23 protein-coding genes are annotated in these 24,603 nt (G+C 65.9%); 14 read left to right on the top strand and 9 right to left on the bottom strand.

The features are described 5' to 3' along the window. Positions 1-3: 3 nt before the first annotated feature. On the bottom strand, positions 4-1,143 hold the full coding sequence (locus ACVI1L_RS14470) for an FUSC family protein (RefSeq protein ID WP_076824532.1): 1,140 nt from the start codon (positions 1,141-1,143) through the stop codon (positions 4-6). Positions 1,144-1,305: 162 nt separating this feature from the next. Here ACVI1L_RS14470 and ACVI1L_RS14465 point away from each other — a divergent pair, with 162 nt between their 5' ends. Beyond that, entirely contained in the window at positions 1,306-2,676 is a 1,371-nt protein-coding gene (locus tag ACVI1L_RS14465) for an MmgE/PrpD family protein (RefSeq protein WP_456783166.1), read from the top strand. Between the two features lie 273 nt (positions 2,677-2,949). Here ACVI1L_RS14465 and ACVI1L_RS14460 read toward each other — a convergent pair whose 3' ends face one another. From ACVI1L_RS14460 to ACVI1L_RS14445, 4 genes are all read right to left on the bottom strand, one after another. Then, the gene (locus tag ACVI1L_RS14460) at positions 2,950-3,240 is read right to left on the bottom strand and encodes a DUF1330 domain-containing protein (RefSeq protein WP_253638152.1); all 291 of its coding nucleotides are present in this window, start codon (positions 3,238-3,240) and stop codon (positions 2,950-2,952) included. Between the two features lie 129 nt (positions 3,241-3,369). Beyond that, positions 3,370-4,797, bottom strand: coding sequence for a serine hydrolase domain-containing protein (locus ACVI1L_RS14455; RefSeq protein ID WP_456783165.1), 1,428 nt, complete (start codon positions 4,795-4,797; stop codon positions 3,370-3,372). 330 nt (positions 4,798-5,127) lie between these two features. Next, entirely contained in the window at positions 5,128-6,201 is a 1,074-nt protein-coding gene (locus ACVI1L_RS14450) for a helix-turn-helix domain-containing protein (protein ID WP_456783164.1), read from the bottom strand. 31 nt (positions 6,202-6,232) lie between these two features. Continuing rightward, positions 6,233-6,808 (bottom strand): GNAT family N-acetyltransferase, encoded by a 576-nt coding sequence (locus tag ACVI1L_RS14445; protein WP_456783163.1) that lies wholly within the window; start codon positions 6,806-6,808, stop codon positions 6,233-6,235. 293 nt (positions 6,809-7,101) lie between these two features. On the opposite strand from ACVI1L_RS14445, the gene ACVI1L_RS14440 reads away from it, so the two are divergent. From ACVI1L_RS14440 to ACVI1L_RS14430, 3 genes are all read left to right on the top strand, one after another. After that, on the top strand, positions 7,102-8,019 hold the full coding sequence (locus ACVI1L_RS14440; protein ID WP_253588331.1) for a pirin family protein: 918 nt from the start codon (positions 7,102-7,104) through the stop codon (positions 8,017-8,019). 99 nt (positions 8,020-8,118) lie between these two features. After that, positions 8,119-9,033 (top strand): phosphoribosylaminoimidazolesuccinocarboxamide synthase, encoded by a 915-nt coding sequence (locus tag ACVI1L_RS14435; protein ID WP_456783162.1) that lies wholly within the window; start codon positions 8,119-8,121, stop codon positions 9,031-9,033. A gap of 260 nt (positions 9,034-9,293) precedes the next feature. Then, positions 9,294-10,100: a crotonase/enoyl-CoA hydratase family protein gene (locus ACVI1L_RS14430; RefSeq protein ID WP_168856631.1), complete on the top strand. Its 807-nt coding sequence runs from the start codon at positions 9,294-9,296 to the stop codon at positions 10,098-10,100. 201 nt (positions 10,101-10,301) lie between these two features. Here the strand turns inward: ACVI1L_RS14430 and ACVI1L_RS14425 are convergent, their stop codons facing one another. From ACVI1L_RS14425 to ACVI1L_RS14415, 3 genes are all read right to left on the bottom strand, one after another. Continuing rightward, entirely contained in the window at positions 10,302-10,763 is a 462-nt protein-coding gene (locus ACVI1L_RS14425; protein WP_456783161.1) for a hypothetical protein, read from the bottom strand. Between the two features lie 109 nt (positions 10,764-10,872). After that, positions 10,873-12,369 (bottom strand): NAD-dependent succinate-semialdehyde dehydrogenase, encoded by a 1,497-nt coding sequence (locus tag ACVI1L_RS14420; RefSeq protein WP_057015317.1) that lies wholly within the window; start codon positions 12,367-12,369, stop codon positions 10,873-10,875. A 241-nt stretch (positions 12,370-12,610) separates the two neighbouring features. Continuing rightward, on the bottom strand, positions 12,611-12,934 hold the full coding sequence (locus tag ACVI1L_RS14415; protein ID WP_057015316.1) for a hypothetical protein: 324 nt from the start codon (positions 12,932-12,934) through the stop codon (positions 12,611-12,613). Between the two features lie 345 nt (positions 12,935-13,279). On the opposite strand from ACVI1L_RS14415, the gene ACVI1L_RS14410 reads away from it, so the two are divergent. Together ACVI1L_RS14410 and ACVI1L_RS14405 are read left to right on the top strand one after the other, a co-directional pair. Then, entirely contained in the window at positions 13,280-14,473 is a 1,194-nt protein-coding gene (locus tag ACVI1L_RS14410; RefSeq protein ID WP_456783160.1) for a serine hydrolase domain-containing protein, read from the top strand. Positions 14,474-14,762: 289 nt separating this feature from the next. Next, complete coding sequence (locus tag ACVI1L_RS14405; protein ID WP_456783159.1) at positions 14,763-16,502, top strand: AMP-binding protein; 1,740 nt, start codon at positions 14,763-14,765, stop codon at positions 16,500-16,502. A 168-nt stretch (positions 16,503-16,670) separates the two neighbouring features. On the opposite strand, the gene ACVI1L_RS14400 is transcribed toward ACVI1L_RS14405, so the two are convergent. Continuing rightward, on the bottom strand, positions 16,671-17,672 hold the full coding sequence (locus ACVI1L_RS14400; protein ID WP_076824515.1) for an adenosine kinase: 1,002 nt from the start codon (positions 17,670-17,672) through the stop codon (positions 16,671-16,673). Positions 17,673-17,953: 281 nt separating this feature from the next. Here ACVI1L_RS14400 and murJ point away from each other — a divergent pair, with 281 nt between their 5' ends. The 8 genes from murJ to ACVI1L_RS14360 all read left to right on the top strand — a co-directional run bounded on the left by murJ (position 17,954) and on the right by ACVI1L_RS14360 (position 24,447). Continuing rightward, complete coding sequence (gene murJ / locus ACVI1L_RS14395) at positions 17,954-19,513, top strand: murein biosynthesis integral membrane protein MurJ (protein WP_456783158.1); 1,560 nt, start codon at positions 17,954-17,956, stop codon at positions 19,511-19,513. A gap of 45 nt (positions 19,514-19,558) precedes the next feature. Further along, positions 19,559-20,611, top strand: a complete 1,053-nt coding sequence (gene trpS / locus ACVI1L_RS14390) for a tryptophan--tRNA ligase (RefSeq protein WP_076824511.1) — start codon at positions 19,559-19,561, stop codon at positions 20,609-20,611. Between the two features lie 88 nt (positions 20,612-20,699). Next, complete coding sequence (locus tag ACVI1L_RS14385; RefSeq protein ID WP_028335525.1) at positions 20,700-21,194, top strand: universal stress protein; 495 nt, start codon at positions 20,700-20,702, stop codon at positions 21,192-21,194. 201 nt (positions 21,195-21,395) lie between these two features. Next, positions 21,396-21,965: a NifU family protein gene (locus ACVI1L_RS14380; protein ID WP_028335524.1), complete on the top strand. Its 570-nt coding sequence runs from the start codon at positions 21,396-21,398 to the stop codon at positions 21,963-21,965. 88 nt (positions 21,966-22,053) lie between these two features. Then, entirely contained in the window at positions 22,054-22,749 is a 696-nt protein-coding gene (gene tsaB, locus ACVI1L_RS14375; protein ID WP_456783157.1) for a tRNA (adenosine(37)-N6)-threonylcarbamoyltransferase complex dimerization subunit type 1 TsaB, read from the top strand. Next, positions 22,746-23,231 (top strand): ribosomal protein S18-alanine N-acetyltransferase, encoded by a 486-nt coding sequence (rimI, locus tag ACVI1L_RS14370; protein WP_057015309.1) that lies wholly within the window; start codon positions 22,746-22,748, stop codon positions 23,229-23,231. Before tsaB ends, rimI begins: the two co-directional genes overlap by 4 nt. A 77-nt stretch (positions 23,232-23,308) precedes the next feature. Then, positions 23,309-23,761 (top strand): Fur family transcriptional regulator, encoded by a 453-nt coding sequence (locus tag ACVI1L_RS14365; protein ID WP_016840396.1) that lies wholly within the window; start codon positions 23,309-23,311, stop codon positions 23,759-23,761. Between the two features lie 5 nt (positions 23,762-23,766). Beyond that, positions 23,767-24,447, top strand: a complete 681-nt coding sequence (locus tag ACVI1L_RS14360; RefSeq protein ID WP_456783156.1) for an HAD family hydrolase — start codon at positions 23,767-23,769, stop codon at positions 24,445-24,447. The last annotated feature ends 156 nt before the right edge of the window (positions 24,448-24,603 follow it).

Here is a 24,603-nt window from a genome sequence, read left to right as displayed (position 1 = left end):
ACCTCAAGCCGCGCTCTTCTCCGGCGTGTCGGCGACGATCTTCTCGGAGGCGTCGGCGTTGGTGCACCAATTGCCGTGGCAGCGCTTGAGGTCGTTGAGATTCTGCCGCATCTGGTCGAGCGAGAAGCCGAGCGCGTAGAAGCGCTCGGCGGCATCGACCGGCAGGCCGCGGATCAGGCCATCCCTGCGCACCGCGGCGACCTCCTCGCTATAGGCGTGCAGCGCCGCATCGACCGGCGCCATGTCGGCCGGGCCGCTGCCGGCGCGCAGAGCGGTCGCGACCGCCACCATGTAAGTCACGATCGCCTTGCTGACGTCTGCCAATGGGCGCGCCAGCCTCGCCTGGATATCGGCCGGCAGCGGCACCACGCAGGCCCGCCCGATCATCACGACGTCGTGCCGCAGCCGCTGGATTGTCCGCAGCAACGGGCCGGTGTCCGGTCCTGATGACAGATGCATGGAGCGCTCGCGCTCGGCCTCGAGGCCGGTCGCGTGCAGATTGGTCACCGCGGTGCCGATGCCGTCCTGGATCCGGTGCAGCGCGTCGTTGTCGAGGCCGCGGGTCAGGCCGGCGAGCAATTCGGCGAACGCCGCCGACAGCAGTTCCAGCAGCTTCGATCCGTTGACCCTGATCTGGCTGATCGCGCGCGACGGCAGCACCAGGAACGAGATCAGAAGCCCGGTGAGCGCGCCGACCGTCACCTCGAGGACGCGGTCGATCGCGGAGTCCAGCGGGTTGGAGTGATGCATCGTCGGCAGCAGCAACACGATCACCGCCGTCACCGTCGCCGAGTTCAGGCTCGGATTGAGCGCGGCGATGAAGGCCAGCGGCACGATCGCCAGCACCAGCAGCGCCAGCAGGCTGCCCTCGCCGGAATGCGGGATCAACACCGCGATCGCGCCGCCATAGACGGCGCCGCCGATAGTGCCGAGCATGTAGTCGCGGCTGGCCTTCAGCGAGCGGCCGACGCTCATCTGGGTCACGATCAGCGAGGTCAGCACCGCCCAGAGCGGCAGCATCAGGTTGAGCGCCAGCGCGATGGTATAGGCCGCCACGCCGGCGGACGCGATCCGGACCGCCAGCGCCAGCTGCGTCTTGCGAGCCCAGAGCTGGTCGAACATGCGTTTTGCGAAGGTCCTCATGCACCGTGATCCGCAATCAAAGGAAAGGCCCGTGTTACATGACTTGAAGCTAACCGACCTGAAGCTAACCGATCTGGAGCATGGCAGCTGCCCGCGGCGGCAAGGTGGCTTGAAAGGCCTGACCTGCCCGCCTACCCTGCGCCGCAAAATTGAGGAAACACGATGGCCCACGAAACCGCAACGCTCGCCGCCTACGTCGCCGACCTGAAATATTCCGACATTCCGCCGGAGGTGCTGGAGCGCGCCAAGGTTTTGACGCTGGATTTCCTCGGCAGCACCATCCGCGCCCGGCGCGATGCGGAATCGACGCCGTCGCTGATGAAGACGCTGGAGGCGCTGGCGCTCGACGGCAAGGGCGAGGCCACCGTATTCGGCGACACCAAGACCTGGACCCCGGCGGTCGCGGCGCTGCTCAACGGCGCGCTCGGCCATTCGCTCGACTTCGACGACACCCATGCCGATTCCTCGCTGCATCCGAGCGCACCGGTGGTGCCCGCCGCGTTTGCGGTCGGCGAGATGGTCGGCGCCTCCGGCCGCGACGTGCTGACCGCGATCGTCGCCGGCTATGAAGTGTGCTGCCGGCTCGGCAACGCACTCGACCCGACCTCGCATTACGCCCGCGGCTTCCATCCGACCGCGACCGCCGGCACCTATGGCGCTGCCGCGGCGGCGGCCAAGCTGTTCGGCCTGTCGAAGGAGCAGATCGTTTCCGCGTTCGGCGTCTCCGGCAGCCAGGCCGCGGGCTCGCTGCAATTTTTGGTCAACGGCGCCTGGAACAAGCGCTACCAGGTCGGTGCCGCCGCGATGAACGGCGTGATCGCCGCGACCCTGGCGCGCAACGACTTCATCGGCTCGAGCGAGTCGGTCGAAGGCAAGCACGGCCTGCTGGTCGGCTACAGCGACGATGCGCATCCGGACAAGGCGGTGGCGGACTTGGGCCACACCTACGAGACGCTGAAGATCGGCGTGAAGCCGTATCCGAGCTGCCGCTACACTCACGCCGCGATCGACGCGCTGATCGCGATGCGACGCGAGCACAACCTGACGCCGGACCAGATCAGGAAGGTCGAGATCGGTCTGCACCGCAACGGCATCACGCTGACCGGCGACGCCGCCACCAAGCGCCACCCGACCTCGGTGGTCGGCGGCCAGTTCTCGATGTTCTTCACCGGCGCGATCGCGCTCGACCAGGGCCATTTCGGCTGGGACGACTACGACCGGCTGGGCGATGCGGCCATCGACGCGCTCGCCGACAAGTTCGACGTGGTGCAGGACGACCGGCTCGAGGTCGGCCGCACCCATCCGTTCGGCGCCCGCGTCTCGATCACGACAGATGACGGCACCCATGAGCGCCTCTATGCCGATCCCTCCGGCGAGCCGACCTCGTTCCCCGACGCAAAGGCGATGCAGCAGAAGTTCCTGACGCTGGCCCGCCCGGTGCTCGACAAGCGCGCCGACCAGCTCGCCGACGCCATCCTGACGCTGGAGCGCTTCGATCGCGTGGAGAAGGCGACGCAGCTGGGAAGGCAGTAAGCAGGCCGTCGAGGCGCAGGCTGCACGCCACGCCCACAGCTGTCGTCCTGGCGAAAGCCAGGACCGATAACCACCGCATTTGATCATGAAGGGGATCGTGGCCCCAGCGTCGCGCAACAAGTCTCATTTGGGGTAATGGGTCCCGGCCTTCGCCGGGACGACGACGGCGGGGATGCGTCGTAATTCAAGAAGTCAAACAGCGCGGTGTCATCGCCCGCGTGGCGAAATGGATTCCGGGCTCATGCTTCGCATGCCCTGGAATGACGGCGCGTCCTACTCCGCTCCATCGATAATCACAAAATCCCCCTCCGAGTATTTCTGCCGGACCGCCTTCGCGGCCTGATATTCAGGGCAGGTGTAACATTCCATCGCAGTGGCGCGATCCCTGAACTCGATGACGAAGTTGCGCTGGCGCGTTGCGCCTTCCATCACCTCATAGGGGCCGTTGCGCACGATGAAATTGGCGCCGTATCTGGCGAATACCGGCATCGCGGCGGCGAGATATTCGGGATAGCGGGCTTCATCGTGAACCGTGACGTGCACGATCCAGTAGGCTTTCGGCATGATGGTCTCCGGTTGACGCGTGCTTCAAGAAACTATGGCGCGCCTCCTCGCGAGATGCGCCACAGCATCAGAAAATTCCGGAGGCCGAGATTCAATTCACGATCGCGCGGGTGTTGTGTGACATGCCGGTCAATTGCCGCCCGCGAGCCGCGCACTTGCAGACGTCGCTGTGACGACGTCACGGACCAGATCGAACACGCCGTCCGCCTCGGGCGGCATGTTCGGCGAGCGGCCGAGGCGGACGATGACGAGGTGCTGCGACGGCACGATAATCACATATTGCCCGATCGTGCCCTTGGCGAAGAAGGCATCGCGCGGCCAGCCGTGCTCGACACGGAAGCGAGCGCCAAAGCTGTCGCCGAGATTGGTCCAGAAGCCCGCGCCATAGCCGACCCAGGCATTCGGCGTCGGCGATGCCGAGTATTTCACCCAGCCCTCGGGCAGGATACGCTTGCCGCCGGCCACGCCGTCATTGAGATAGAGCTGACCCAAGCGCGCCCAGTCGCGCGCGCTCGCCATCATCGCGCCCGATCCTTCCGGCGTGCCCGCAGCATCGAACTGCATCACGACATTGCGCATGCCGAGCGGTCCGAACAGCTCCTCACGGGCGAAGCTCATCACATCAGCCGCATGCCCGCCGACGGCGTTGCGGATCAGGTGCGAGAGGATCAGGTAGTTGCCGTCGTGATAGTTCCAGACCCGGCCGGGCGCGCTCTCCAGCAGAGCGCTCTCGGCGAAGGCGGCCATATCCGATTCCATGAACTTCATGCGGTTGACCGGCTCGAGCACGGATGCCAGCGACGCCTGCAGCGAACTGCCGAGTGCGAGGCCCGCGGTGTGGCGCAACAGCTGATCGACCGTGATCGCGTGGCGCGGATCGTCAGGATTCCGCCAGGCCGCGATCGGGACCGGCTGGTCGCGCGTCAGCCTGCCCTCGCGCACCAGGATTCCGATCAGCGCCGAGATCACCGATTTGGTCGCGGAGAAACCGAGCAGCGGCGTGTCGGTGCCAACGCCGGCGGCGTAGCGCTCGGCGACAATGCGGCCGTCCTTCATCACGACGACAGCGCGGGTGCGGCGGAACGGCGGCTCGGCCGGCTCGGCAAAGGCGCGGTCGAGCGCAGCCGCAAGCTGCGGGGTTTGCGGCGCGACGAGCGCGGGGCCGGCGATCTCGGGCAGCAGCGCGGCCTGCGGCCTCAAAGGCGGCAACGCAGTCTCGCCCAGCGTCTCGTCATGTTCGAGCGTGCAGCCCATGCCCTCGCGATAGACCGCATGGCTGCGGCCAAGCCCGAACAGCGTCACGGTGACGTCCTTGCGGTCGAGGTCGACCTCGGTGTCCATCGCCCAAGTGATCAGGCCGGCCCCCGGCATCGCGTCAGTGGTCTCGGTCAGGTTTCGCCTGGGGTCGAGCCCGCTGACGAAGGTCTCCGAGCAGATCACGTTGGCGACAAAGCCGGTCGCGACCTCAGGCACATCGCGGGCGCGGGCGGCGGACAGCGCCAACGCACCGAAGGCGGTGGTGGCGGCGAGAATGAGAAAGAGCTTTCGACGGGTCACGGGATCCTCCGGCATGGCGCAACGGGCGCGTGGCCGGATCGGGCCGCCGGGGACGGGAGAGCGCTCGCCGGATTTGGAAATCGGGCTGGTCGAGGATTGGAGGCGACTGGTCGATTCTGGAATTCTACAGCGATTACAAAGGCCTGCAATCGCGACGCCTCTTACCTCCTCCCCTTGTGGGAGAAGGTGGCGCGGACGAAGTCCGCGACGGATGAGGGGTCTCTCTATCCGAGGAGACAAACCCCTCACCCGGCTTCGATGCTACCGCATCGAAGCCACCCTCTCCCACAAGGGGAGAGGGTGCAGCGGTATCCGCCGCAAGCAGGACATCTACACCGCGCTTGCCTTCAGCTTCCGGTACTCTGTCGGGGTCACGCCGGTTGTCGCCTTGAAGGCGCGGTTGAAGGGGCCGAGCGACTGGAAGCCGGCGTCCATGGCGATGGTGATGACCGGGACTTCGGCCTGGGAGGGATCGGCGAGCGCCGCCTTGGCCTCCTCGATCCGGTGGTTGTTCAAGAAGACATTGAAGTTGCGGTAGCCGAGCCGCTGGTTGATCAGCCGTCGGAGACGATATTCGGGGATTTTCAACCGGGTCGCCAGCGCGCCGATGGTGACGTTGTCATGGCGGTAGATCCGCTCGTCCGCCATCAGCCGCATCAGGGCATCGACCAGCTTGCGGTCGGCCGCCTCCTCGGCCGCGGCCGGCTTCGTCGGCACGACGGCCTCCGCCGGCACCGTGAACAGGTCGGCGCCGTCGACGCGCATCATCGCCCAGGTGATTGCGGCCACGATGGCGGTGAGCACGGCCGCGTTCACCAGGTTGGCCCATTCCACGGTCACGCGGCTGCCGGCATAGGCAATCTGCAGCAGCGCGTTCATTCCGCCGTACAGCGCAGAGGCGGCGACGATGAAGACGCGGACACGTCGGCGGCGCTCGACCAAGTCCGCCGACCACGATCCGATGGTTTGCGCCACCGCGAGCGCAACGAAGACGAGCGTGAGCGAATTGACCATGGTGATCGCGATCCGCGCGTGACCGGCGGGTGCAATCCACATGCAACTGACGAAGCTGTAGGCCACGACCGCGGCCCAGATCAGGCCGTGCCACCAGCGCAGCTGAAACGCGTCATCGAACAGCGCGCGCGTGAACAGCCAGAACACCACGATATCGCCGGTCGAGAGCGCGATCAGTGGCGCATGCCAGTCCGAGACCGGCGGCCCGGCGCCGATCGAGGCGGTCACCGCATGCGCGGCCGCGCCGAGCGCGAAGGCGGCTGCAAGGCGCCCGGAAAGCGCCTTGCGAAAGTCAGTGAGCAGCAAGGCGGCAAGCACCAGCAGCAGCGCCACGCTGGCGCTGCGCAGGCAGAGTTCAAGTGCAGGCCAATGTGAAGCAGCCGATGTCATCGCCGGACAATCGTCGGTCGGACGTGGTTTTTCAAGATGGCCGGCGCTGCCAGCGTTGACGCGACGTCACCCAGATATCGACGACATCACCCTCGAGCTGGCCCGGCCCCTCATTCACGGCACCTAGCCGCCCCGCCACGGCCTGGGAAGCTGCGTTGGCCGGATCGATGCAATGGATAATGCGGTCGACCGTGAAGTTCGCGAACACAAAGTCGATCGCGGCACGCGCCGCTTCCACCGCATAGCCCTTGCCGCGATGCTCTTTGGCGATGCCCCAGCCGACCTCGAAGCCGGGCCATTCCGGCGGATAATACGGGCCGACGCGCCCGATGTAGTGGGCGGAAGACTTCTCCTCCACCGCGAACATGCCGAAGCCGTGCAGCGCCCAGTGGCCCGAGATGACGGCGGCATTGCGCCAGCCCTTCAGCTCAGACGTGACCGGCTGGTGATCCGGCGTAATGAAGCGCGCCGTCTCGGGATCGGACAGCATCCGCGTGTTCGCAGTAATATCCGATGCGCGCCACGGCCGCAGGATGAGCCGCGCGGTCTCGATCACGGGACCGTCGACCTGCAGCAGACTTGCGCCTGGCTTGATCAGAGAAACCATGACTGTCTCCGGTTTCCAAGTTTGAACTTGCTGCCATCGAGAGCAGGTGCAAGCCACAAGTAATTCGTCGTCCCTGCGAAAGCAGGGACCCATAACCACCGATGTGTGTTGCTAGCGAAAGCTGGGGCCCCAGCCTTCGCAAGACTAGCATCGGTGGTTATAGGCCCCGGCTCGCGCGGAGCCTGTCATCGGGCGGCGCTTCGCGCCAACCCGTTGGCTTGGCCGGGACGACGGATAGAGAGTATGATCACGGCAAAAGAGTATCATCGCTACACTACTGTAAGGAGTCCGACATGAGCTGGCAGCCCTCGACCGATCCCGAACTCGGCGATCCCAAGACCTGCGACGCGCTGGATCTGATCATCGTGCCGCGCACCCGCGATCTCGGCGACGGCTTTGCCGTGCGCCGCGCGCTGCCGCATGGCAAGCGGCAGATGGTCGGACCCTTCATCTTCTTCGACCATTTCGGGCCGGTGCAGTATCTCGCCGGCAAGGGCATGGACGTGCGGCCGCATCCGCATATCGGGCTCGCCACCGTCACCTATCTGTTCGACGGCAGCATCATGCACCGCGACAGCGAGGGCAACATCCAGGAGATCCAGCCCGGCGCGATGAACCTGATGACCGCAGGCCGCGGCATCGCGCATTCCGAGCGCACCCCCGACGTGCAGCGCCGCGACGGCCAGAAGATGCTGGGCCTGCAAAGCTGGATCGCGCTGCCGGCGGGCAAGGAGGAGATCGCGCCGTCGTTCCAGCACTATGGCGCCGGCGATCTGCCGATGATCTCCGAGCGCGACTTCACCGCGCGCATCATCGCCGGCTCGGCATTCGGCATCACCTCGCCGGTCAGCATGGTCTCGCCCTGGTTCTACACCGAGGTGACCGCGAAGGCCGGCACCTCGGTGCCGCTCGACCCCGACCATGAGGAGCGCGCGATCTATCTCGTCGACGGCGAGGTCGACATCGCGGGCGACCGCCACGAGGGGCCGCGGCTCCTGATCTTCCGGCCCGGCGACCGCATCACCGTCAAGACGCTGCGGCCGACCCGCATGATGTTCCTCGGCGGCGACGCCCTGGAAGGGCCGCGCCATATCTGGTGGAATTTCGTCTCGTCATCCAAGGAGCGGATCGAGCAGGCCAAACAGGACTGGAAAACCGGCCGTTTCGCGCAGGTTCCGCACGAACACGAGTTCATTCCGCTGCCGGAGTGAGCTAATTCCTGTGATAATCTCGAACGCCCGCACGGCCGTGTGCGGGCGCTCGTCTTTGCAAGCCACCTATTTTGAAAAGCCACCTAGAAAGATCACGCCATGACCGCGATGCTATCCAGCGATTTGCCCCTGTCCCGGATCGGCCGCGGCAAGGTGCGCGATATCTACGCCGTCGGCGACGATCGTGTGCTGCTGCTGACCACCGATCGCATCTCGGCATTCGACGTGGTGATGGCGGAAACCATACCGATGAAGGGCGCGGTGCTGACCCAGATCAGCGCCTGGTGGTTCCGGCAGCTTGAGGGCTCCGTGCCGCATCACATGATCAGCGCCGATGCCGACGAGATCATCCGCGCGGTGCCTGAACTGAAGGACCATCGCGCCGACATCCTCGGCCGCGCGATGCTGTGCAAGCGCACCACGGTGTTTCCGATCGAATGCGTGATCCGCGGCTACATCTCCGGCTCGGCCTGGAAGGAATACGCGGCCGAGGGCACGCTTGCCGGCGAGAAGCTGTCGGCCGGCCTGGTCGAGAGCCAGAAGCTCGAACCCGCGATCTTCAGCCCGGCGACCAAGGCCGAGGCCGGCCATGACGAGAACATCACGGTTAAGCGGGTGCGCGAGATCGTCGGTGCCGACGTCGCCGCGACGCTGGAGAAGATGGCGCGCGACGTCTATGGCTACGGCGAGCAGACCAGCCGCGCCCGCGGCATCATCATCGCCGACACCAAGTTCGAGTTCGGCCGCGACAAGGACGGCCGCATCATCCTGATCGACGAGGTGATGACGCCGGATTCGTCGCGCTTCTGGGCGGTCGATGCCTACAAGCCCGGCCAGCCGCAGCCGAGCTTCGACAAGCAGCCACTGCGCGACTATCTCGACGTCGAGCGCCGCGCCGGCCGCTGGAACGGCGATGCGCCCGCTCCGCCGCTGCCAGCGAGCGTGGTGGATGCGACGAGCAAGCGGTATCTGGAAGCGTATCGCCGCGTGACGGGAAGCGAGCTGAAGGTTTAGCTGCACCGTCGGCGCGTTCGCTCTTTCACCGTCACCCTGAGGAGGCCGCAACGCGGCCGTCTCGAAGGGTCGACGGCCCGGCTGGTGGCCGATTCATCCTTCGAGGCTGGCTCCGCTCGCACCTCGGGATGACGGGGAATGAGCGGTGCACGCTTCGCTTTGCCCACCCTGCGGAATTGCGCTGTCTGTCGTGGGATTGCAACGAACTCACCTCTGATGCCACTCTCCGGGCACAACAAGAACAGCCCAGGGAGCGCCCCATGTCCGATGCCGATACCGTGCTCGTCGAGCGCGACGGTCCTGTCACCATTATCTCCATCAACCGTCCGCACAACCGCAACGCCGTCGATGGCACCACCGCGCGCAAGCTGTATGACGCGTTTCTCGCCTTCGATGCTGACGCGAGCGCATCGGTCGCGGTGTTCACCGGCACCGGCGGCTATTTCTGCGCCGGCGCCGATTTGAAGGCGGTGGCGGCGGGCGATCCCGAGAAGAAGCGCGAGGTCGGCGGCCACGACACGATCGCGCCGATGGGACCGAGCCGGCTGCGGCTTTCGAAGCCGGTGGTCGCCGCTATCGAAGGCTTTGCGGTCGCCGGCGGCATGGAACTCGCGCTGTGGGCCGACATGCGCGTCGTGGCCGAGGACGCAACCTTCGGCGTGTTCTGCCGCCGCTTCGGCGTGCCGCTGATCGATCTCGGCACCATCCGCCTGCCGCGACTGATCGGCCATTCGCAGGCCATCGACATGATCCTGACCGGACGCCCGGTTGCCGGGCCCGAAGCCCACCGCATGGGACTCGCGAACCGATTGGTGCCGAAGGGTGAGGCCCGCGCCCACGCCATTGCGCTCGCCAAGGACATCGCGAAATTCCCGCAGAAATGCATGCGCGCCGACCGGCTGTCGGCGCTGCGGCAGTGGGACCTCGACGAGGAAGAGGCGATCAGGAACGAGATGCGCGGCGGGCTCGACGTGATAGCGTCAGGCGAAACGCTGTCGGGCGCGGCGCGCTTTGCCTCCGGCGTCGGCCGTCACGGCGCCTTCGGCACTGAGAGCGGCCACGGCTGAAGATTACGTCTCGCTAGCCTTCTCCTTTTCCTGAAAGGGGGAAGGTCGGGATGGGGTGAGCCGCAGGCGATGCCGTATGCGGAGAGAGCTGATCCCCACCCGCTTGCTCTGACGAGCAAAGCGACCTCCCCTTTTCAGGGGAAGGTAATGCGGAGAGACTCCGGATTTCGCTTCGCTTCATTCGGGCTACGAAGGCGAGAACTACAGCGACCCGCGGCTTTCGCTCGCCGCAAGCTGACCCATCAGCGCCTTGTCGTCATAGCGCGCGAGCGAAAGGCTGCGGGCGAAGACTGGCACGGGCGCGCAGACCACAGCGCGGGCGCAGAGGTCGCCGGTGGCGCGGGCGCCCATCGTGCCGTAGCCCGGCAGCGCGGTGGCGAGGAACACGCTTGGCGTCTTCGCCGCCCCGATCAGTGGCCAATTCTCTCTCGTCATCGGATAGTAGCCGCCGTAATGCACGCGGTCGCGCGGCAGCGCGCCGAGATAGTGCGCGAGCTTTGGCTGCAGCCGGCTCGCCGCGCGCAGCACGACTTCGGGGAAATAGGGATTCAGTTCCGGCTCGCGAACCGGCTCGGTGATCTGTTCCGCGTTGAACGCCCAGCCGAGCTTGATCCACTCGCCGTGATCGCCGCCGTCGGGCCGGCAATGGATGCTGCCCGGCATGCCCCCCACCCCAACCGTCTCCCCGCAAGAACGGGGAGAGGGTGCGCAGCGGCAGTTGCCGTCACGATACGGCCTAATCTCGCTACACTCTCAAAGGTAATGACGGCGATCAGACGCCGGCCATCATCACGTATTTGATCTCGACATATTCCTCCATGCCGTGGCGCGAGCCTTCGCGGCCGAGGCCCGATTCCTTGACGCCGCCGAACGGCGCCACTTCGGTCGTGATCAGGCCGGAGTTGACGCCGACCATGCCCGACTCCAGCGCCTCGGCGACGCGCCAGACGCGGCCGATGTCGCGCGAATAGAAGTAGGAGGCAAGGCCGAACGGTGAGGCATTGCACATCGCGATCACGTCGGCCTCGTCCTTGAAGCGGATCACCGGCGCGAGCGGGCCGAAGGTCTCTTCGTGCGACACCAGCGCGTCCGGCCGCACATCCGACAGCACCGTGGGCTCGAAGAAGCTGCGGCCGAGCGACGAACGCTTGCCGCCGGTGACGATCTTGGCGCCGCCCTTCACCGCATCGGCAATGTGCCGTTCGACCTTCTCGATCGCTTCCATGTTGATCAGCGGCCCCTGCGTCACGCCCTGCTCCGTGCCGTCGCCGATCTTCATCTCCGCGACCTTCTTCGACAGCTTCGCGACGAACGCGTCGTAGATCTTGTCCTGGGCATAGAGACGGTTGGCGCAGACGCAGGTCTGGCCCATGTTGCGATACTTCGAGACGATGGCGCCTTCGACGGCGGCATCGATATCGGCGTCGTCGAACACCACGAACGGCGCGTTGCCGCCGAGCTCGAGGCCGAGCTTCTTCACGCCGACCGACGCCTGCCGGTACAGGATCTTGCCGACCTCGGTCGAGCCGGTGAAGCCGACGAAGCGCACCGCCGGATGCTCGCACAGCACCTTGCCGATCGGCGGCGCATCACCGGTGATGATGTTGAACACGCCCTTCGGCACGCCGGCCTTCTCGGCCAGCGCAACGAGCGCGAGCGCGGACAGCGGCGTCTCGTTGGCGGGCTTCAGCACCACGGTGCAACCGGCCGCCAGCGCCGGCGAGACTTTGCGGGTGATCATCGAGTTCGGGAAATTCCATGGGGTGATGGCGCCGCAGACACCGATCGGCTGCCGGATCGCGAGCAGACGCGCGTCCGGACGCTGGGTCGGGATCGTCTCGCCATAGACGCGACGCGCCTCTTCCGCGAAGAATTCGACATAGGCGGCGCCGATATCGACCTCGCCGAGCGCTTCCGCCAGCGGCTTGCCCTGCTCGGAGGTCAGGATCAGCGCAAGGTCCTCGCGGTTGGCGATGATCAGATCAAACCACTTGCGCAGGATGTTGGAGCGCTGTTTCGCGGTCAGCTTGGCCCAGGCCGGAAACGCGCGCTCGGCGGCCTCGACGGCCTTGGTCGCGTCATCGGCGCTCAGCTGCGGGATCTTGATCAGCTCGACGCCGGTCGCCGGATTGTTGACGGCGAATTCGGGGCTGCCGACCCAGGCGCCATCGATATAGCAGCGGTCGCGCAGCAGCGAGGGGTCCTTCAGGCGGCTCTGCAGGGAGGATGCTGCGGATTGGGTGGCGCGTGCGGCGACGGGCGGGGTCATGGCGTTACTCCTGTCATTTCTGGAATTTCTTGGGGGTGTTCACCGCCTATATAGGCGGAAAGCCGCTGCGATGCACCGGCGCCGGGCGCGACCCTGCTTGGACGCAAACGCGGCGCGATTGTTGGAGGGTTGTCATTCCGGGGCGGCTCTAAGAGCCGAACTCGGAATCTCGAGATTCTCGGTGCGCAGTTGCGCACCTGAGGGTTCGATGCTGCGCATCGCCCCGGAATGACGGCTCTGATCAGACCGCGCCGCCGGACATATAGGTTTCACGACGCCCGATCATGCGCTCGGCCGCGGCCTTGGCGTCCGCCTTGGTCGAGGTCGCGCAGGTCCGGTATTCGAGGTCGGCCTGCGCCCGCGCATCGCGGCGGCCGAACCAGGATTTGGCGCCGGTCTGCAGCAGCGCCAGCGCCCGCGCGACATTCGCGACGGCCTCGAACGAGTGCAGTGCGCCGGTACCTGCGTAGCGGACTTCGTAGAGACCTGGGCTGATCGGCGCTTCGATATTCTCGCCGCGGCCCGGCCGCGGATAGCGCTTCCATTCACTCCATGTCGAAATCATTGCTGCGCCCCCGCAAGGCGGGAAATGACGAATCTTTTCGTCAAATCCGGTCCAATCCGCCGCACCGTTTGTGCAGCGATCTGAATGCGTTAATGCAAATAATCAGGTACGAAAATCATTCCTTGATCACGTTACCGTGGCCACCCGCGAAGGTCACCGGGACTTGCTCGAAGTCCCCTGCAAAATCTGCGCGCGTGGTGAACGCCTCCCGACCAAGGCCGTTCCTAGCGGCCGGCCTTCACGACATCGCGACGTCGTCGCATCGCGCCCGCCTTGCGGGAGCGGAAAAGCGGGAGGATGATCCGCCCACTTCAAAACAATAAACCCCACCGGAGGAAGCCCCCAATGCAGAGCAAGGCTCAGATCGATCAGGTATTGCGCCAGAAAAGCGAGGCAAAGGAAATTCCCGGCGTGGTCGCCATCGCGGCCACCGGCAAGGACGTGATTTATGAAGGCGCGTTCGGCAAGCGCGACCTCTCCAAGAGCGATCCCATGACGGCGGACAGCGTGTTCTGGATCGCCTCGATGACCAAGGCGGTGACTTCGGCGGGCGCGATGCAGCTCGTCGAGCAGGGCAAGCTCTCGCTCGATGAGCCGATCGGCAAGCTGTTGCCCGATCTCGCCGCGGTGCAGGTGCTCGACGGCTTCGACGCCAAGGGCGAACCGCAGCTGCGGCCGGCGAAAAAGCCGATCACGCTGCGCCAGCTCATGACCCACACCGCCGGCTTCGCCTACGACATGTGGGACGGCAACCTCGGCAAATATCTGGAAAAGACCGGCACGCCCGGCATCATCACCTGCCTGAATGCCGCGCTGAAGACGCCGATTATGACCGATCCCGGCACGCGCTGGGAATACGGCACCAATATCGACTTTGTCGGCAAGGCAGTGGAGGCCGCATCCGGCAAGAAGCTCGATGCCTATCTGCGCGACAATATGTTCGCGCCGCTCGGCATGAGCGACACCGCCTTCAAGATCTCCGACGACATGCGCAAGCGGCTGGTCGGCATGCATGCCCGCGGCGAGGACGGAACGCTGGCGGCAATCCCGTTCGAGCTCGAGCAGAATCCTGAATTCCACATGGGTGGCGGCGGCCTGTATTCGACCGCGGCCGACTACATCAAGTTCTGCCAGATGATCCTCAACAAGGGCAAAGGCAACGGCAATCAGGTGCTGAAGGCCGAGACGGTCGCGACCATGGGGCAGAATCACATCGGCGAGCTCACCGTCGGCAAGATGACGACGGCCCTGCCGATGTACACCAACGATGTCGATCTCTATCCCGACATCGTCAAGAAATGGGGCTTGAGCTTCCTCATCAACACCGCCAAGACGCCGGAAGGCCGCAGCGCCGGCAGCCTCGCCTGGGCGGGCCTTGCCAACACCTATTACTGGATCGATCCGTCGCGCGACGTCTGCGGCGTGATCCTGACCCAGCTGTTGCCGTTCGCCGACAGGCACAGCCTGGAAGCCTTCGCAGGCTTCGAGAAGGGCATCTATGCCGGGCTCGACGCCGGCAGCGGGCAAAGGGCGGCGTAAGGCTCGATGAGATAAGTCGTACCAACCGTGACGGGACTCCTCTCCCTCTCCCCGTTCTTACGGGGAGAGGGTTGGGGTGAGGGGCTGCTTCCGCGCAGACGGTCGCAATTGGACTCGCAGAGACTCCCCCTCACCCGGATCGCATCTTCGATGCGATCCGACCTCTCCCCGCACGCGGGGCGAGGTGAAGCGGAACCCGTCGCCGCCACAATCGAAAACCATACCCGCCATAGGTCGGGCCTGTCCCATCGGCGCCAAACGACTAAGATCGCGCAAAAAGCGTGACGACATGAACACGACCGCGAGGAGGACGAGCTTGGCACCCACACCCAAGGGAGACAGCAAGGCAGACAGCTATGTCTGCGGCATTTCCGATACGCCGCTGCTCGGTGAAACCATCGGCCGCAGCCTCGACCGCGCACGGGCGCGCTGGGGCACGCGCGAGGCGCTGGTCTCGCCCAGCCACAATGTGCGCTGGACCTGGAACGAGTTCGCCGAGCGCGTCGGTGCCTTGGCGGCGGGCTTCATCGCGCTCGGGCTGCAACGCGGCGAGCGGATCGGGATCTGGTCGCTGAACCGGCCGGAATGGACGCTGACGCAATTCGCCGCCGCGAAAGCCGGACTGATCCTCGTCACCATCAATCCGGCCTATCGCCTCAGCGAGCTGGAATTCGCACTCGGCAAGGTCGGCTGCGCCGCGATCGTGACGGCGACCGCATTCAAGACCTCGGCCTATATGGAGATGCTGAACACGCTGCTGCCCGAGCTTGCGAGCTCCGAGCCCGGCCATCTGCGCTCGGCGCGGCTGCCGCAACTGCGCGCCGTGATCCAGATCGGCGGACCGGCGGCGCCGGGCACCATTCCGTTCGATGCGGTATCGCAGATGGGCGGCGATCGCCATCGCGAGCAGCTTGCGGCGCTCGGCGAGAGCCTGCAATTCGACGATCCCGTCAACATCCAGTTCACCAGCGGCACCACCGGCTCGCCCAAGGGCGTGACGCTGACCCATCACAACATCCTCAACAACGGCTACTTCACCGGCCGCGCCATGCGCCTGACCGAAGCGGACCGCATCTGCATTCCGGTGCCGCTCTATCACTGCTTCGGCATGGTGATGGGCAACCTCGCCTCGGTCACGCTCGGCACCACCATGGTCTATCCCGGCGAAGGTTTTGATCCGCTGGCGACGCTGACGACGGTCGCGCAGGAGAGATGCACGACGCTGTACGGCGTGCCGACCATGTTCATCGCCGAGCTCGACCATCCCGACTTCGCGCGCTTCGACTTGTCGTCGCTGCGCACCGGCATCATGGCCGGCGCGCCCTGCCCGATCGAGGTGATGAAGCGCGTCAACACCGAGATGAACATGCGCGAGGTGACGATCGCCTATGGGATGACCGAAACCAGCCCGGTGAGTTTCCAGAGCGCGACCGACGATCCCTTGGAGCGCCGCGTCTCCACCGTCGGTCGCATCCATCCGCATGTCGAGGTCAAGGTCGTCGATCTCGACGGCAAGGTGGTGCCGCGCGGCGAACGCGGCGAGCTCTGCACCCGCGGCTACAGCATCATGCTCGGCTATTGGAACGAGAAGGAGAAGACATCAGACGTGCTCGACGCCAATGGCTGGATGCACACCGGCGATCTCGCCGTGATCGACGACGAGGGCTACTGCAACATCGTCGGCCGCATCAAGGACATGGTGATCCGCGGCGGCGAGAACCTCTATCCGAGGGAGATCGAGGAATTCCTCTACCGCCATCCGAAGATCCAGGACGTGCAGATCTTCGGCGTCGCCGACGAGCGCTATGGCGAGGAGCTGTGCGCCTGGGTCAGGATCAGGCAGGGTGAAACGCTCACCGCCGACGAGGTCCGCGCCTTCTGCCATGGCCAGATCGCCCACAACAAGATCCCGCGCTATGTCGAGTTCGTCGAGGAATTCCCGATGACGGTGACGGGGAAAATCCAGAAGTTCGTGATGCGCGACGCGGTCGAGCAGCGGCTCGGGCTCAAGGCGGCGAAGACGGCGTGATCTCTCTTCTCCCTCGCCCCGCTCTTGCGGGGAGAGGGTCGGGGTGAGGGGCCGCCTCCGCAAACTGGATGAAGATGAGTACGCGGACTCCCCCTCACCCGGATCGCATCTTGCGATGCGATCCGGCCTCTCCCCGCAGGCGGGGCGAGGCGAGAAAGAGCGGCGCCCTTAAACCAGCAGCCCCTGCTGCTTCGCCAGATCCTGCAGCGACACCAGCGGCCGGGCACCGATGTGCTGGATCACTTCGGCGGCGGCGAGCGCGCCGAGCCGGCCGGCATTCTCATGGCCGACATTGCGCACGAGACCGACCAGGAAGCCCGCGGCGAACAGATCGCCGGCGCCGGTGGTGTCGACCAGCCTGTCGATCGGCGAGGCGGGCGCCGAGACGACGCTGTCGCCTGATATCACGACGCAGCCCTTCTCGCTGCGCGTGACGACGCCGAGCTTGGTGTCCTTGCCGAACTGCTTCAGCGCGGTGTCGAAATCCGAGGTCTGGTACAGCGAGTGCAGCTCGGACTCGTTGGCGAATACCAGATCCACCACGCCCTTGCGCATCAGATCGACGAACTCGTCGCGGTAGCGATCGACGCAGAACGAATCCGACAGCGTCAGCGCGACCTGGCGGCCCGCGCCATGCGCGATGTCAGCCGCCTTCACGAACGCGTCCTTGGCGTTCTTCGGATCCCAGAGATAGCCCTCGAGATAGATGATGCTGGCGGCTGCGATCTGGTTCGGATCGATATCGTCCGGCGTCAGATCCTGCGCGGCCCCGAGATAGGTGTTCATGGTGCGCTCGCCGTCCGGCGTCACCAGGATGTAGGAGCAGCCGGTGGCCGGTCCGGTCCTGGCCGGCGCGGTGTCGAACGCCACGCCGGCGGCGCGGATATCATGGACGTAAAGCTTGCCGATCTGGTCGTCCTTGACCTTGCCGACATAGGCGGCGCGGGCACCGAGACTGCCGACGCCGACGATGGTGTTGGCAGCCGAGCCGCCCGACATCTCGGTCGCCACGCCCATGTCGCCGTAGATCGCGGTGGCGCGCGCCTCGTCGATCAGTTGCATCGAGCCCTTGGTCATGCCGTGACGGGCAAGGAACCCCTCGTCGGTCTGCACCAGCACGTCGAAGATCGCGTTACCGATCCCAAGAACGTCGTATTTTGCATCAGCCATAGACCTGCCCTGTGTTAACGCCACCCAACAAGAGTGGCGGCCTATCACGTTACGCCTCGGGGCAGCAAGGGAAGCTCTACGTTCCGTCATCCCGAGATCTACGTTCCGTCATCCTGAGGAGCGCGGAACGCGCGTCTCGAAGGATGCGCGGCCCCACGCCGGCCGATTCATCCTTCGAGGCTCGCCCAGCGGCGCAATTGCGCCGCAAGGCTCGCACCTCAGGATGACGGGTCCGTTAGAGTGCCGCTGGCAGCAAAGCGCGCTGCTGCTATACAGACCTCATGTTCCGCTCCTTCCTCACGGTCTCCTCGGGAACGCTGGCCTCGCGACTGCTCGGCTTCGTGCGCGATTCCGCGATCGCGGCGCTGCTGGGCGCGGGACCGGTGGCGGATGCCTTCCTGGCGGCATTCCAGCTTGTGAATGTTGTGCGACGGCTGTTGTCCGAGGGCGGACTGAATGCCGCCCTGGTGCCGGCCTGGCTGAAGGCACGCGATGCCGGCGGCTTGGAGGCGGCAACCGCCTTTGCCGGCCGCGTGCTCGGCACCGTCAGCGCCGCGGTGATCGCATCCGCGCTCGTCATCGGCCTGCTGATGCCGCTGGTGATCGCGGCGATCGCGCCGGGTTTTGTCGGCCGCGACACACTGCAATTCGCCGTCGACGATGCAAGGCTGATGCTGCCCTATCTCGCCTTCGCCGGCCCGGTCACCGTGATGATGGCGCTGCTCAGCGCCCAGGGACGTTTCGCGCTGACCGCGTTCTCGCCGCTGTTGTTCAACATCGCGCTGATATCGGTGATGGCCGTGCTGCTGGTGCGGCAGCAGGAGCCGGCGCAGGCCGCGATTGTCATGGCGGCAACGATCGGCGTCGCCGGCTTCCTGCAACTGTCGATGCTGGCGCTGCGCGGCGCAAGGCTCGCCTCGCCGCTCCGCGTGTCCTTCGATCCTGACATGCGCGGCTTTCTCGGCCGCGCGATCCCCGGCATGGTCGCGAGTAGCGCGCCGCAATGGCTGATGGTGGCAGGCGCGGTGATCGCATCGACCTCGCCGTCGGCGGTGTCCTGGCTCTATTTCGCCAACCGCCTGCTCGAGCTGCCGCTCGGCATTGTCGGCGTCGCCATGGGCACCGTGCTGATCCCGGAGATGACGCGCGCCGTGCGCAGCGGCGAATCCAGCGCAATCGCGCATGCGGAATCACGTGCCCTCGAGCTCGCGGTCGGGCTGGCGCTGCCGGCGACGCTCGGCCTGATGGTGCTGAGCGAACCGATCGTGCGGATGCTGTTCGAGCACGGCGCGTTCACCGCCCAGGATAGCGCGGCAACCGCGCAAGCCTTGATCTGGCTGACGCTGGCCTTGCCGGCGCATGTGCTGGTGAAGGCGCTGTCGCCGGCGTTCTTCGCGCGCGAGGACACGCTGACGCCGCTGCTCGCGACGCTGAAGGCGGTCGTGGTGACGATCGCGGCGGCCTTCCTGTTCGGTCATATCTTCGGTGCGAGCGGAATTGCCGCAGGCATCGCGCTCGGCGCCTGGAGCAACGCGCTGGCACTGATCCGCAAGGGGGCCGCGACCTTCGGCTTCTCGATCGATGCCGATGCGCGCCGCCGGCTGCCGCGCATCCTGGCCGCGGCGCTCGCGATGGGCGCCCTGCTCTGGCTCGCGGAGGGCGGGCTGCCGTCAGCCGGCAGCCACGGTTTCGTGCAAGCAGGGTCCCTGCTCGTGCTGATCGCGGCAGGTATCGCCGCTTACGGGCTGTTCTTGCAGCTTTTCGGCGTCACCGGCTGGCGCGAGGCGGTTAACGCCGTCAGGCAAAGGCGCCCCGCCCTGACTTGCGCGCGCGGAGCTTAAGTGGCAAACGACGCGGCAAAACTAGCCATTTCCGGGAATTAGACCATGGCGTTCGTTGAACGGGTTTTCTCAGGCGTCCAGCCGACGGGCAATCTGCACCTCGGCAACTACCTCGGCGCCATCGTCAACTTCGTGAAGATGCAGCAGACCCACAACTGCATCTATTGCGTCGTCGACATGCATGCGATCACGCAGGGCGTCGAGGTCTGGGGCGGCCCGGCCGAGCTCGCCCGCAACACCCGCGAGGTCACCGCGGCCTTCATCGCCGCCGGCATCGATGCCAAGAAGCACATCGTGTTCAACCAGAGCCAGATCGCCGGCCATGCCGAGCTGACCTGGATCTTCAACTGCGTCGCGCGGATCGGCTGGCTGAACCGCATGACGCAGTTCAAGGAGAAGGCAGGCAAGGACCGCGAGAACGCCTCGGTCGGCCTCTACGACTATCCGGTGCTGATGGCCGCCGACATCCTGCTCTACCGCGCGACCCATGTGCCGGTCGGCGAGGACCAGAAGCAGCATCTGGAGCTGTCCCGCGACATCGCGCAGAAGTTCAACAACGATTTCGCTGATTCAATTCGTGGTCATGGTTTCGCCGACGGCCTGTTCTTCCCGCAGCCCGAGCCGCTGATCACGGGGCCGGCGACGCGGGTGATGAGCCTGCGCGACGGCACCAAGAAGATGTCGAAGTCGGATGCGTCGGACAATTCGCGCATCAACCTCACCGACGACGCCGACACCATCGCGCAGAAGATCCGCAAGGCGAAGACCGATCCGGAGCCGCTGCCGTCCGAGGAGAAGGGTCTGGAAACCCGCCCCGAGGCCGACAACCTGGTCGGCATCTACGCGGCGCTGGCCGGCATCTCCAAGCAGGAGGTGCTGACGCAGTTCGGCGGCGGGCAGTTCTCCAGCTTCAAGAACGCGCTGGTCGAGGTTTGCGTCGCAAAACTGGCGCCGATCGCCTCCGAGATGAAGAAGCTGGTCGCCGATCCCGGCCATGTCGACGCGGTCCTCGCCGACGGCGCCAACCGCGCCCGCGGCATCGCCGACGAGACCATGCGCATCACCAAGGACATCGTCGGCTTCATCCGCCCGCGCTGACGCGCGAGGCAGGAACTGCGCGCTCCCTCTCCCAAACGGCGAGGGAGTATGGCACCATGGGTTGGTTTGGTTCAGCACCGGGACATGCATGACCACCCAGCGACGCAGCTACGAGTCAGGTCACAAGCCGAAATGCCTCGTCATCGTTGACGACACTGCGGAATGGGACCGCGCGGTCTACTACGCCAGCCGGTGGGCGATCCGGGTCGGCGGCGGCGTCGTGATGCTGCGGGTGATCGAGACCGAGGACCAGAACCAGCAATGGCTCGGGGTCGCCGACATCATGCGCGCGGAGGCCGAGGAAGCCGCCAACGAGGCGCTCGACCGCGCCGCCGGCCGCGCCAACGGCATCGCCGCGATCACCCCGGAGCGGGTGATTCGAGAGGGCGACCCGATCGAACAGATCCTCGACGTGATCGACAAGGACGTCGATATTGCAGCGCTGGTGCTGGCCGCCAACCCGGGCGCCGAGGGGCCCGGGCCGATCATCACCACCATGGCCAAGACCATGGGGGCATTCCCGATCCCGGTAACCATCGTGCCGGGCGGCCTGACCGACGCCGAGATCGACGCCCTGTCCTAACGCGTTACCGGCGCCGGACCCGCTTCCGGGCATGGGTATGCGCCTGGAACCGCGGTTTTGCGGCTTGATCGCGGGCTTTTTAGTTGCCATCTGACTCCTTGATTTGACGCGTTTTCTTCGCGAACCGGTGTCACTTCGCTCGAAAACGCTATAATGGAACCCAACGCGCCGGCCTTGAACCGGCGACGCCGGAGACAGCAGATGTTCATTCAGACCGAAGCCACGCCGAATCCCGCCACGCTGAAATTCATTCCGGGCCGCATGGTGCTCGACAGCGGGACGATGGAATTTTCCTCGCCCGAGTCCGCCGCGCGCTCGCCGCTCGCCGAACGGCTGTTCGCCGTATCCGGCGTCACCGGCGTGTTCTACGGCGGCGACTTCATCACCGTGACCAAGGCGGACGGCGACTGGCAGCACCTCAAGCCCGCGATCCTCGGCGCGATCATGGAGCACTACATGTCCGGCGCGCCGCTGCTCGCCGACGGCACCGCGGCCAGCGACGACGCCCGCGATGAGGAGGACGAGTTCTTCGACGAGGCCGACGCCGAGACGGTCGAGCAGATCAAGGACCTGATCGAGACCCGCGTGCGTCCCGCGGTTGCCAATGACGGCGGCGACATCACCTTCCGCGGCTTCAAGGACGGCATCGTCTACCTCAACATGAAGGGCTCCTGCGCCGGCTGCCCGTCATCGACCGCAACCCTGCAACACGGCATCCAGAACCTGCTCCGGCACTTCGTGCCCGACGTGCAGGAAGTCCGGCCGATGTGATGGAGCGGCGAATGGCGAGTGGCGAATCGCGAATAGCATTCTCCGCAAGACCCCTGTTCGCCATTCCCTATTCGCTATTCGCCCTCCCATGATGATTCTCGCCATCGATACGGCGCTCGACGCCTGCTCCGCGGCGGTGCTCGACACCACCTCCGGCAATACAATCGCCATTGAATCGCAGGCGATGCAGCGCGGCCATGCCGAGGCGCTGATGCCGCTGATCGCTCGTGTGATGAAAGAGAGCGGCATCGGCTTCGCCGGGCTCGACCGCATCGCCGTCACCACCGGCCCCGGCAGTTTCACGGGCCTGCGCGTCGGCCTCTCGGCGGCGCGCGGCCTGGCGCTGGCCGCAGAAAAGCCGGTGGTCGGACTGTCGACGCTCGCCGCCTACGCTGCGCCTGTCGTCGCCGAGAATGGCGCGGCTGCGATCCTGTCGGCGATCGATGCGCGGCATGATCACGTCTATTTCCAGCTGGTCGGCGGCGACGGCAGTCCGATCATCAAGCCGAAGGTGGCGCCGATCGCGGAAGCGCTCGAGGCCTCCCAACACGGCGCGCTGCATCTGGTCGGCAACGCCGCCAATATCCTCGCCGAGCGCTGGCCCGCCGACGCCGCACCGCCGGTCAAGGTCGACCGGCAGCCCGCGCCCAATATTACCTGGGTCGCCTGGATCGGCGCGGCCGTGGATCCTGAAACCGCGCCGCCGCGGCCGTTCTATCTGCGCGCGCCCGACGCCAAGCCGCCGAAGGACCGGCTCGAAATCAGCACGCCGCGATCGACATGATCGGTTGGCTGTCACGATGGTGGGGCGGCGGTCCGCCCGCGGTCGAGCCCGCATCGCTGCGCGACGCGGCGCGACTCGCGCAATTGCACGGCGCGTCGTTTCATCGCGGCTGGGGCGAGGGCGAATTCGAGGCGATGCTGACCGAGCGCAACACGCTGGTGCACCGGCTGCGGCAGGGACGCAAGGTGATCGGCTTTGCCGTCTCGCGGATGGCGGCGGACGAAGCCGAAATTCTGTCGATTGCGATCGATTCCAATCAGCGCGGCCGCGGGCTGTCGCGCGATCTGCTGCTGACCCATCTCGGCCATCTTGCCGGCCGCGGCATCCGCACCATCTTCCTCGAGGTGGAAGAGAACAATCAGCCGGCGCGACGGCTCTATGAAAAGGCCGGATTCGGCGTGATCGGCCGCCGCGAACGCTACTACAAGCAGCCCGGCGGGGAACATTTGAACGCGCTTCTGATGCGGCGCGACTTGTCGTAACATCGGCGCGATGGCAGAACAGCGCCCTGCTCTGCCATCCAAGGCTCAAGGACTGGCCAAGGACCTGCCAAGGACCCATGACGACGGTGAAAATCACGCCTGCGCAGAAGAATACCGGCATCGAGGCGCGCTGCGCCGCGACCGGCATGCGCATGACCGAACAGCGCCGTGTGATCGCACGCGTGCTGGCGGAGGCCATGGATCACCCTGACGTCGAGGAGCTCTACCGCCGCTGCGTGGCGGTCGACGACAAGATATCGATCTCGACCGTCTATCGCACCGTCAAGCTGTTCGAGGATGCCGGCATCATCGAGCGCCACGACTTCCGCGAGGGCCGCGCGCGCTACGAGCAGATGCCCGAGAGCCATCACGACCACCTGATCAATCTGCGCGACGGCAAGGTGATCGAGTTCACCTCCGAAGAGATCGAGAAGCTGCAGGCCGAGATCGCGCGCAAGCTCGGCTACAAGCTGGTCGATCACCGTCTCGAGCTGTATTGCGTCCCGCTCGACGAAGACAGCAAGTCGTAAGCCGGGTGAGTTTCGACCTCGTCATCTTCGATTGCGACGGCGTGCTGGTCGACAGCGAGGTGATCTCCTGTCGCGCGCATGCGGAGACGCTGACGCGGCACGGCTTTCCGATTACACCCGACGGCGTGCTGAAGCGCTTCCTCGGCGTGTCCGACCGCGAGGCGCGGCGGATCGTCGAGAGCGAGATCGGCCGCGCGCTGCCCGAGACCTTCGAGGCCGAGGTCAAGCACGCGACGCTGAGCTTCTATGCCGACGATCTCAGCGCGATCGCGCATGTCGGCGAGGCGATCGCCGCGCTCGGCTTACCGAAATGCGTGGCGTCGAGCGGCACGCCGGAAAAGATCCATCACGGCTTGACCTGCGCCGGGCTCTACGACCAGCTCGCGCCGCATATTTTCTCCGCCACCCAGATCAAGCGCGGCAAGCCGGCGCCCGATCTCTTCCTGTTCGCGGCGGCGCAGATGGGCGCCACCCCCGCGCGTTGCGTCGTGATCGAGGACAGCGTGGCCGGCGTCACCGGCGCCCGCGCCGCCGGGATGACCGTGCTCGGTTTTTACGGCGGCAGCCACTGCACGGCGGAACATGAGGGGATGCTGCGCCAGGCCGGCGCGGCCGTCACCTTCGCCGATATGCGGAAATTGCCCGATTTGATCGCCCGGGTGGGGGCCACGGCGAGCGCTGACTGACCCTGCGAGGTCATTCCGGGGCGCGACCGAAGGGAGCGAACCCGGAATCTCGAGATTCCCCGATGCGCAATTGCGCACCGGAGGTTCGATGCTGACGCATCGCCCCGGAATGACGTCCAGACCGCTGGATTTTCCCCGGTTTAAGCTATATTTCAG

This window comes from Bradyrhizobium sp. USDA 4516 (assembly GCF_054055915.1).
The sequence above is the reverse complement of the archived record's forward strand: the minus strand, read 5'-3'. Positions and strand labels throughout refer to the sequence as shown.

Bases quoted from the DNA above. Each gene is read 5' to 3' on its own strand.
- ACVI1L_RS14470 (WP_076824532.1), bottom strand. From the start codon at position 1,143: ATGAGGACCTTCGCAAAACGCATGTTCGACCAGCTCTGGGCTCGCAAG.
- ACVI1L_RS14465 (WP_456783166.1), top strand. From the start codon at position 1,306: ATGGCCCACGAAACCGCAACGCTCGCCGCCTACGTCGCCGACCTGAAA.
- ACVI1L_RS14460 (WP_253638152.1), bottom strand. From the start codon at position 3,240: ATGCCGAAAGCCTACTGGATCGTGCACGTCACGGTTCACGATGAAGCC.
- ACVI1L_RS14450 (WP_456783164.1), bottom strand. From the start codon at position 6,201: ATGACATCGGCTGCTTCACATTGGCCTGCACTTGAACTCTGCCTGCGC.
- ACVI1L_RS14445 (WP_456783163.1), bottom strand. From the start codon at position 6,808: ATGGTTTCTCTGATCAAGCCAGGCGCAAGTCTGCTGCAGGTCGACGGT.
- ACVI1L_RS14440 (WP_253588331.1), top strand. From the start codon at position 7,102: ATGAGCTGGCAGCCCTCGACCGATCCCGAACTCGGCGATCCCAAGACC.
- ACVI1L_RS14435 (WP_456783162.1), top strand. From the start codon at position 8,119: ATGACCGCGATGCTATCCAGCGATTTGCCCCTGTCCCGGATCGGCCGC.
- ACVI1L_RS14430 (WP_168856631.1), top strand. From the start codon at position 9,294: ATGTCCGATGCCGATACCGTGCTCGTCGAGCGCGACGGTCCTGTCACC.
- ACVI1L_RS14425 (WP_456783161.1), bottom strand. From the start codon at position 10,763: ATGCCGGGCAGCATCCATTGCCGGCCCGACGGCGGCGATCACGGCGAG.
- ACVI1L_RS14420 (WP_057015317.1), bottom strand. From the start codon at position 12,369: ATGACCCCGCCCGTCGCCGCACGCGCCACCCAATCCGCAGCATCCTCC.
- ACVI1L_RS14415 (WP_057015316.1), bottom strand. From the start codon at position 12,934: ATGATTTCGACATGGAGTGAATGGAAGCGCTATCCGCGGCCGGGCCGC.
- ACVI1L_RS14410 (WP_456783160.1), top strand. From the start codon at position 13,280: ATGCAGAGCAAGGCTCAGATCGATCAGGTATTGCGCCAGAAAAGCGAG.
- ACVI1L_RS14405 (WP_456783159.1), top strand. From the start codon at position 14,763: ATGAACACGACCGCGAGGAGGACGAGCTTGGCACCCACACCCAAGGGA.
- ACVI1L_RS14400 (WP_076824515.1), bottom strand. From the start codon at position 17,672: ATGGCTGATGCAAAATACGACGTTCTTGGGATCGGTAACGCGATCTTC.
- murJ (WP_456783158.1), top strand. From the start codon at position 17,954: ATGTTCCGCTCCTTCCTCACGGTCTCCTCGGGAACGCTGGCCTCGCGA.
- trpS (WP_076824511.1), top strand. From the start codon at position 19,559: ATGGCGTTCGTTGAACGGGTTTTCTCAGGCGTCCAGCCGACGGGCAAT.
- ACVI1L_RS14385 (WP_028335525.1), top strand. From the start codon at position 20,700: ATGACCACCCAGCGACGCAGCTACGAGTCAGGTCACAAGCCGAAATGC.
- ACVI1L_RS14380 (WP_028335524.1), top strand. From the start codon at position 21,396: ATGTTCATTCAGACCGAAGCCACGCCGAATCCCGCCACGCTGAAATTC.
- tsaB (WP_456783157.1), top strand. From the start codon at position 22,054: ATGATGATTCTCGCCATCGATACGGCGCTCGACGCCTGCTCCGCGGCG.
- rimI (WP_057015309.1), top strand. From the start codon at position 22,746: ATGATCGGTTGGCTGTCACGATGGTGGGGCGGCGGTCCGCCCGCGGTC.
- ACVI1L_RS14365 (WP_016840396.1), top strand. From the start codon at position 23,309: ATGACGACGGTGAAAATCACGCCTGCGCAGAAGAATACCGGCATCGAG.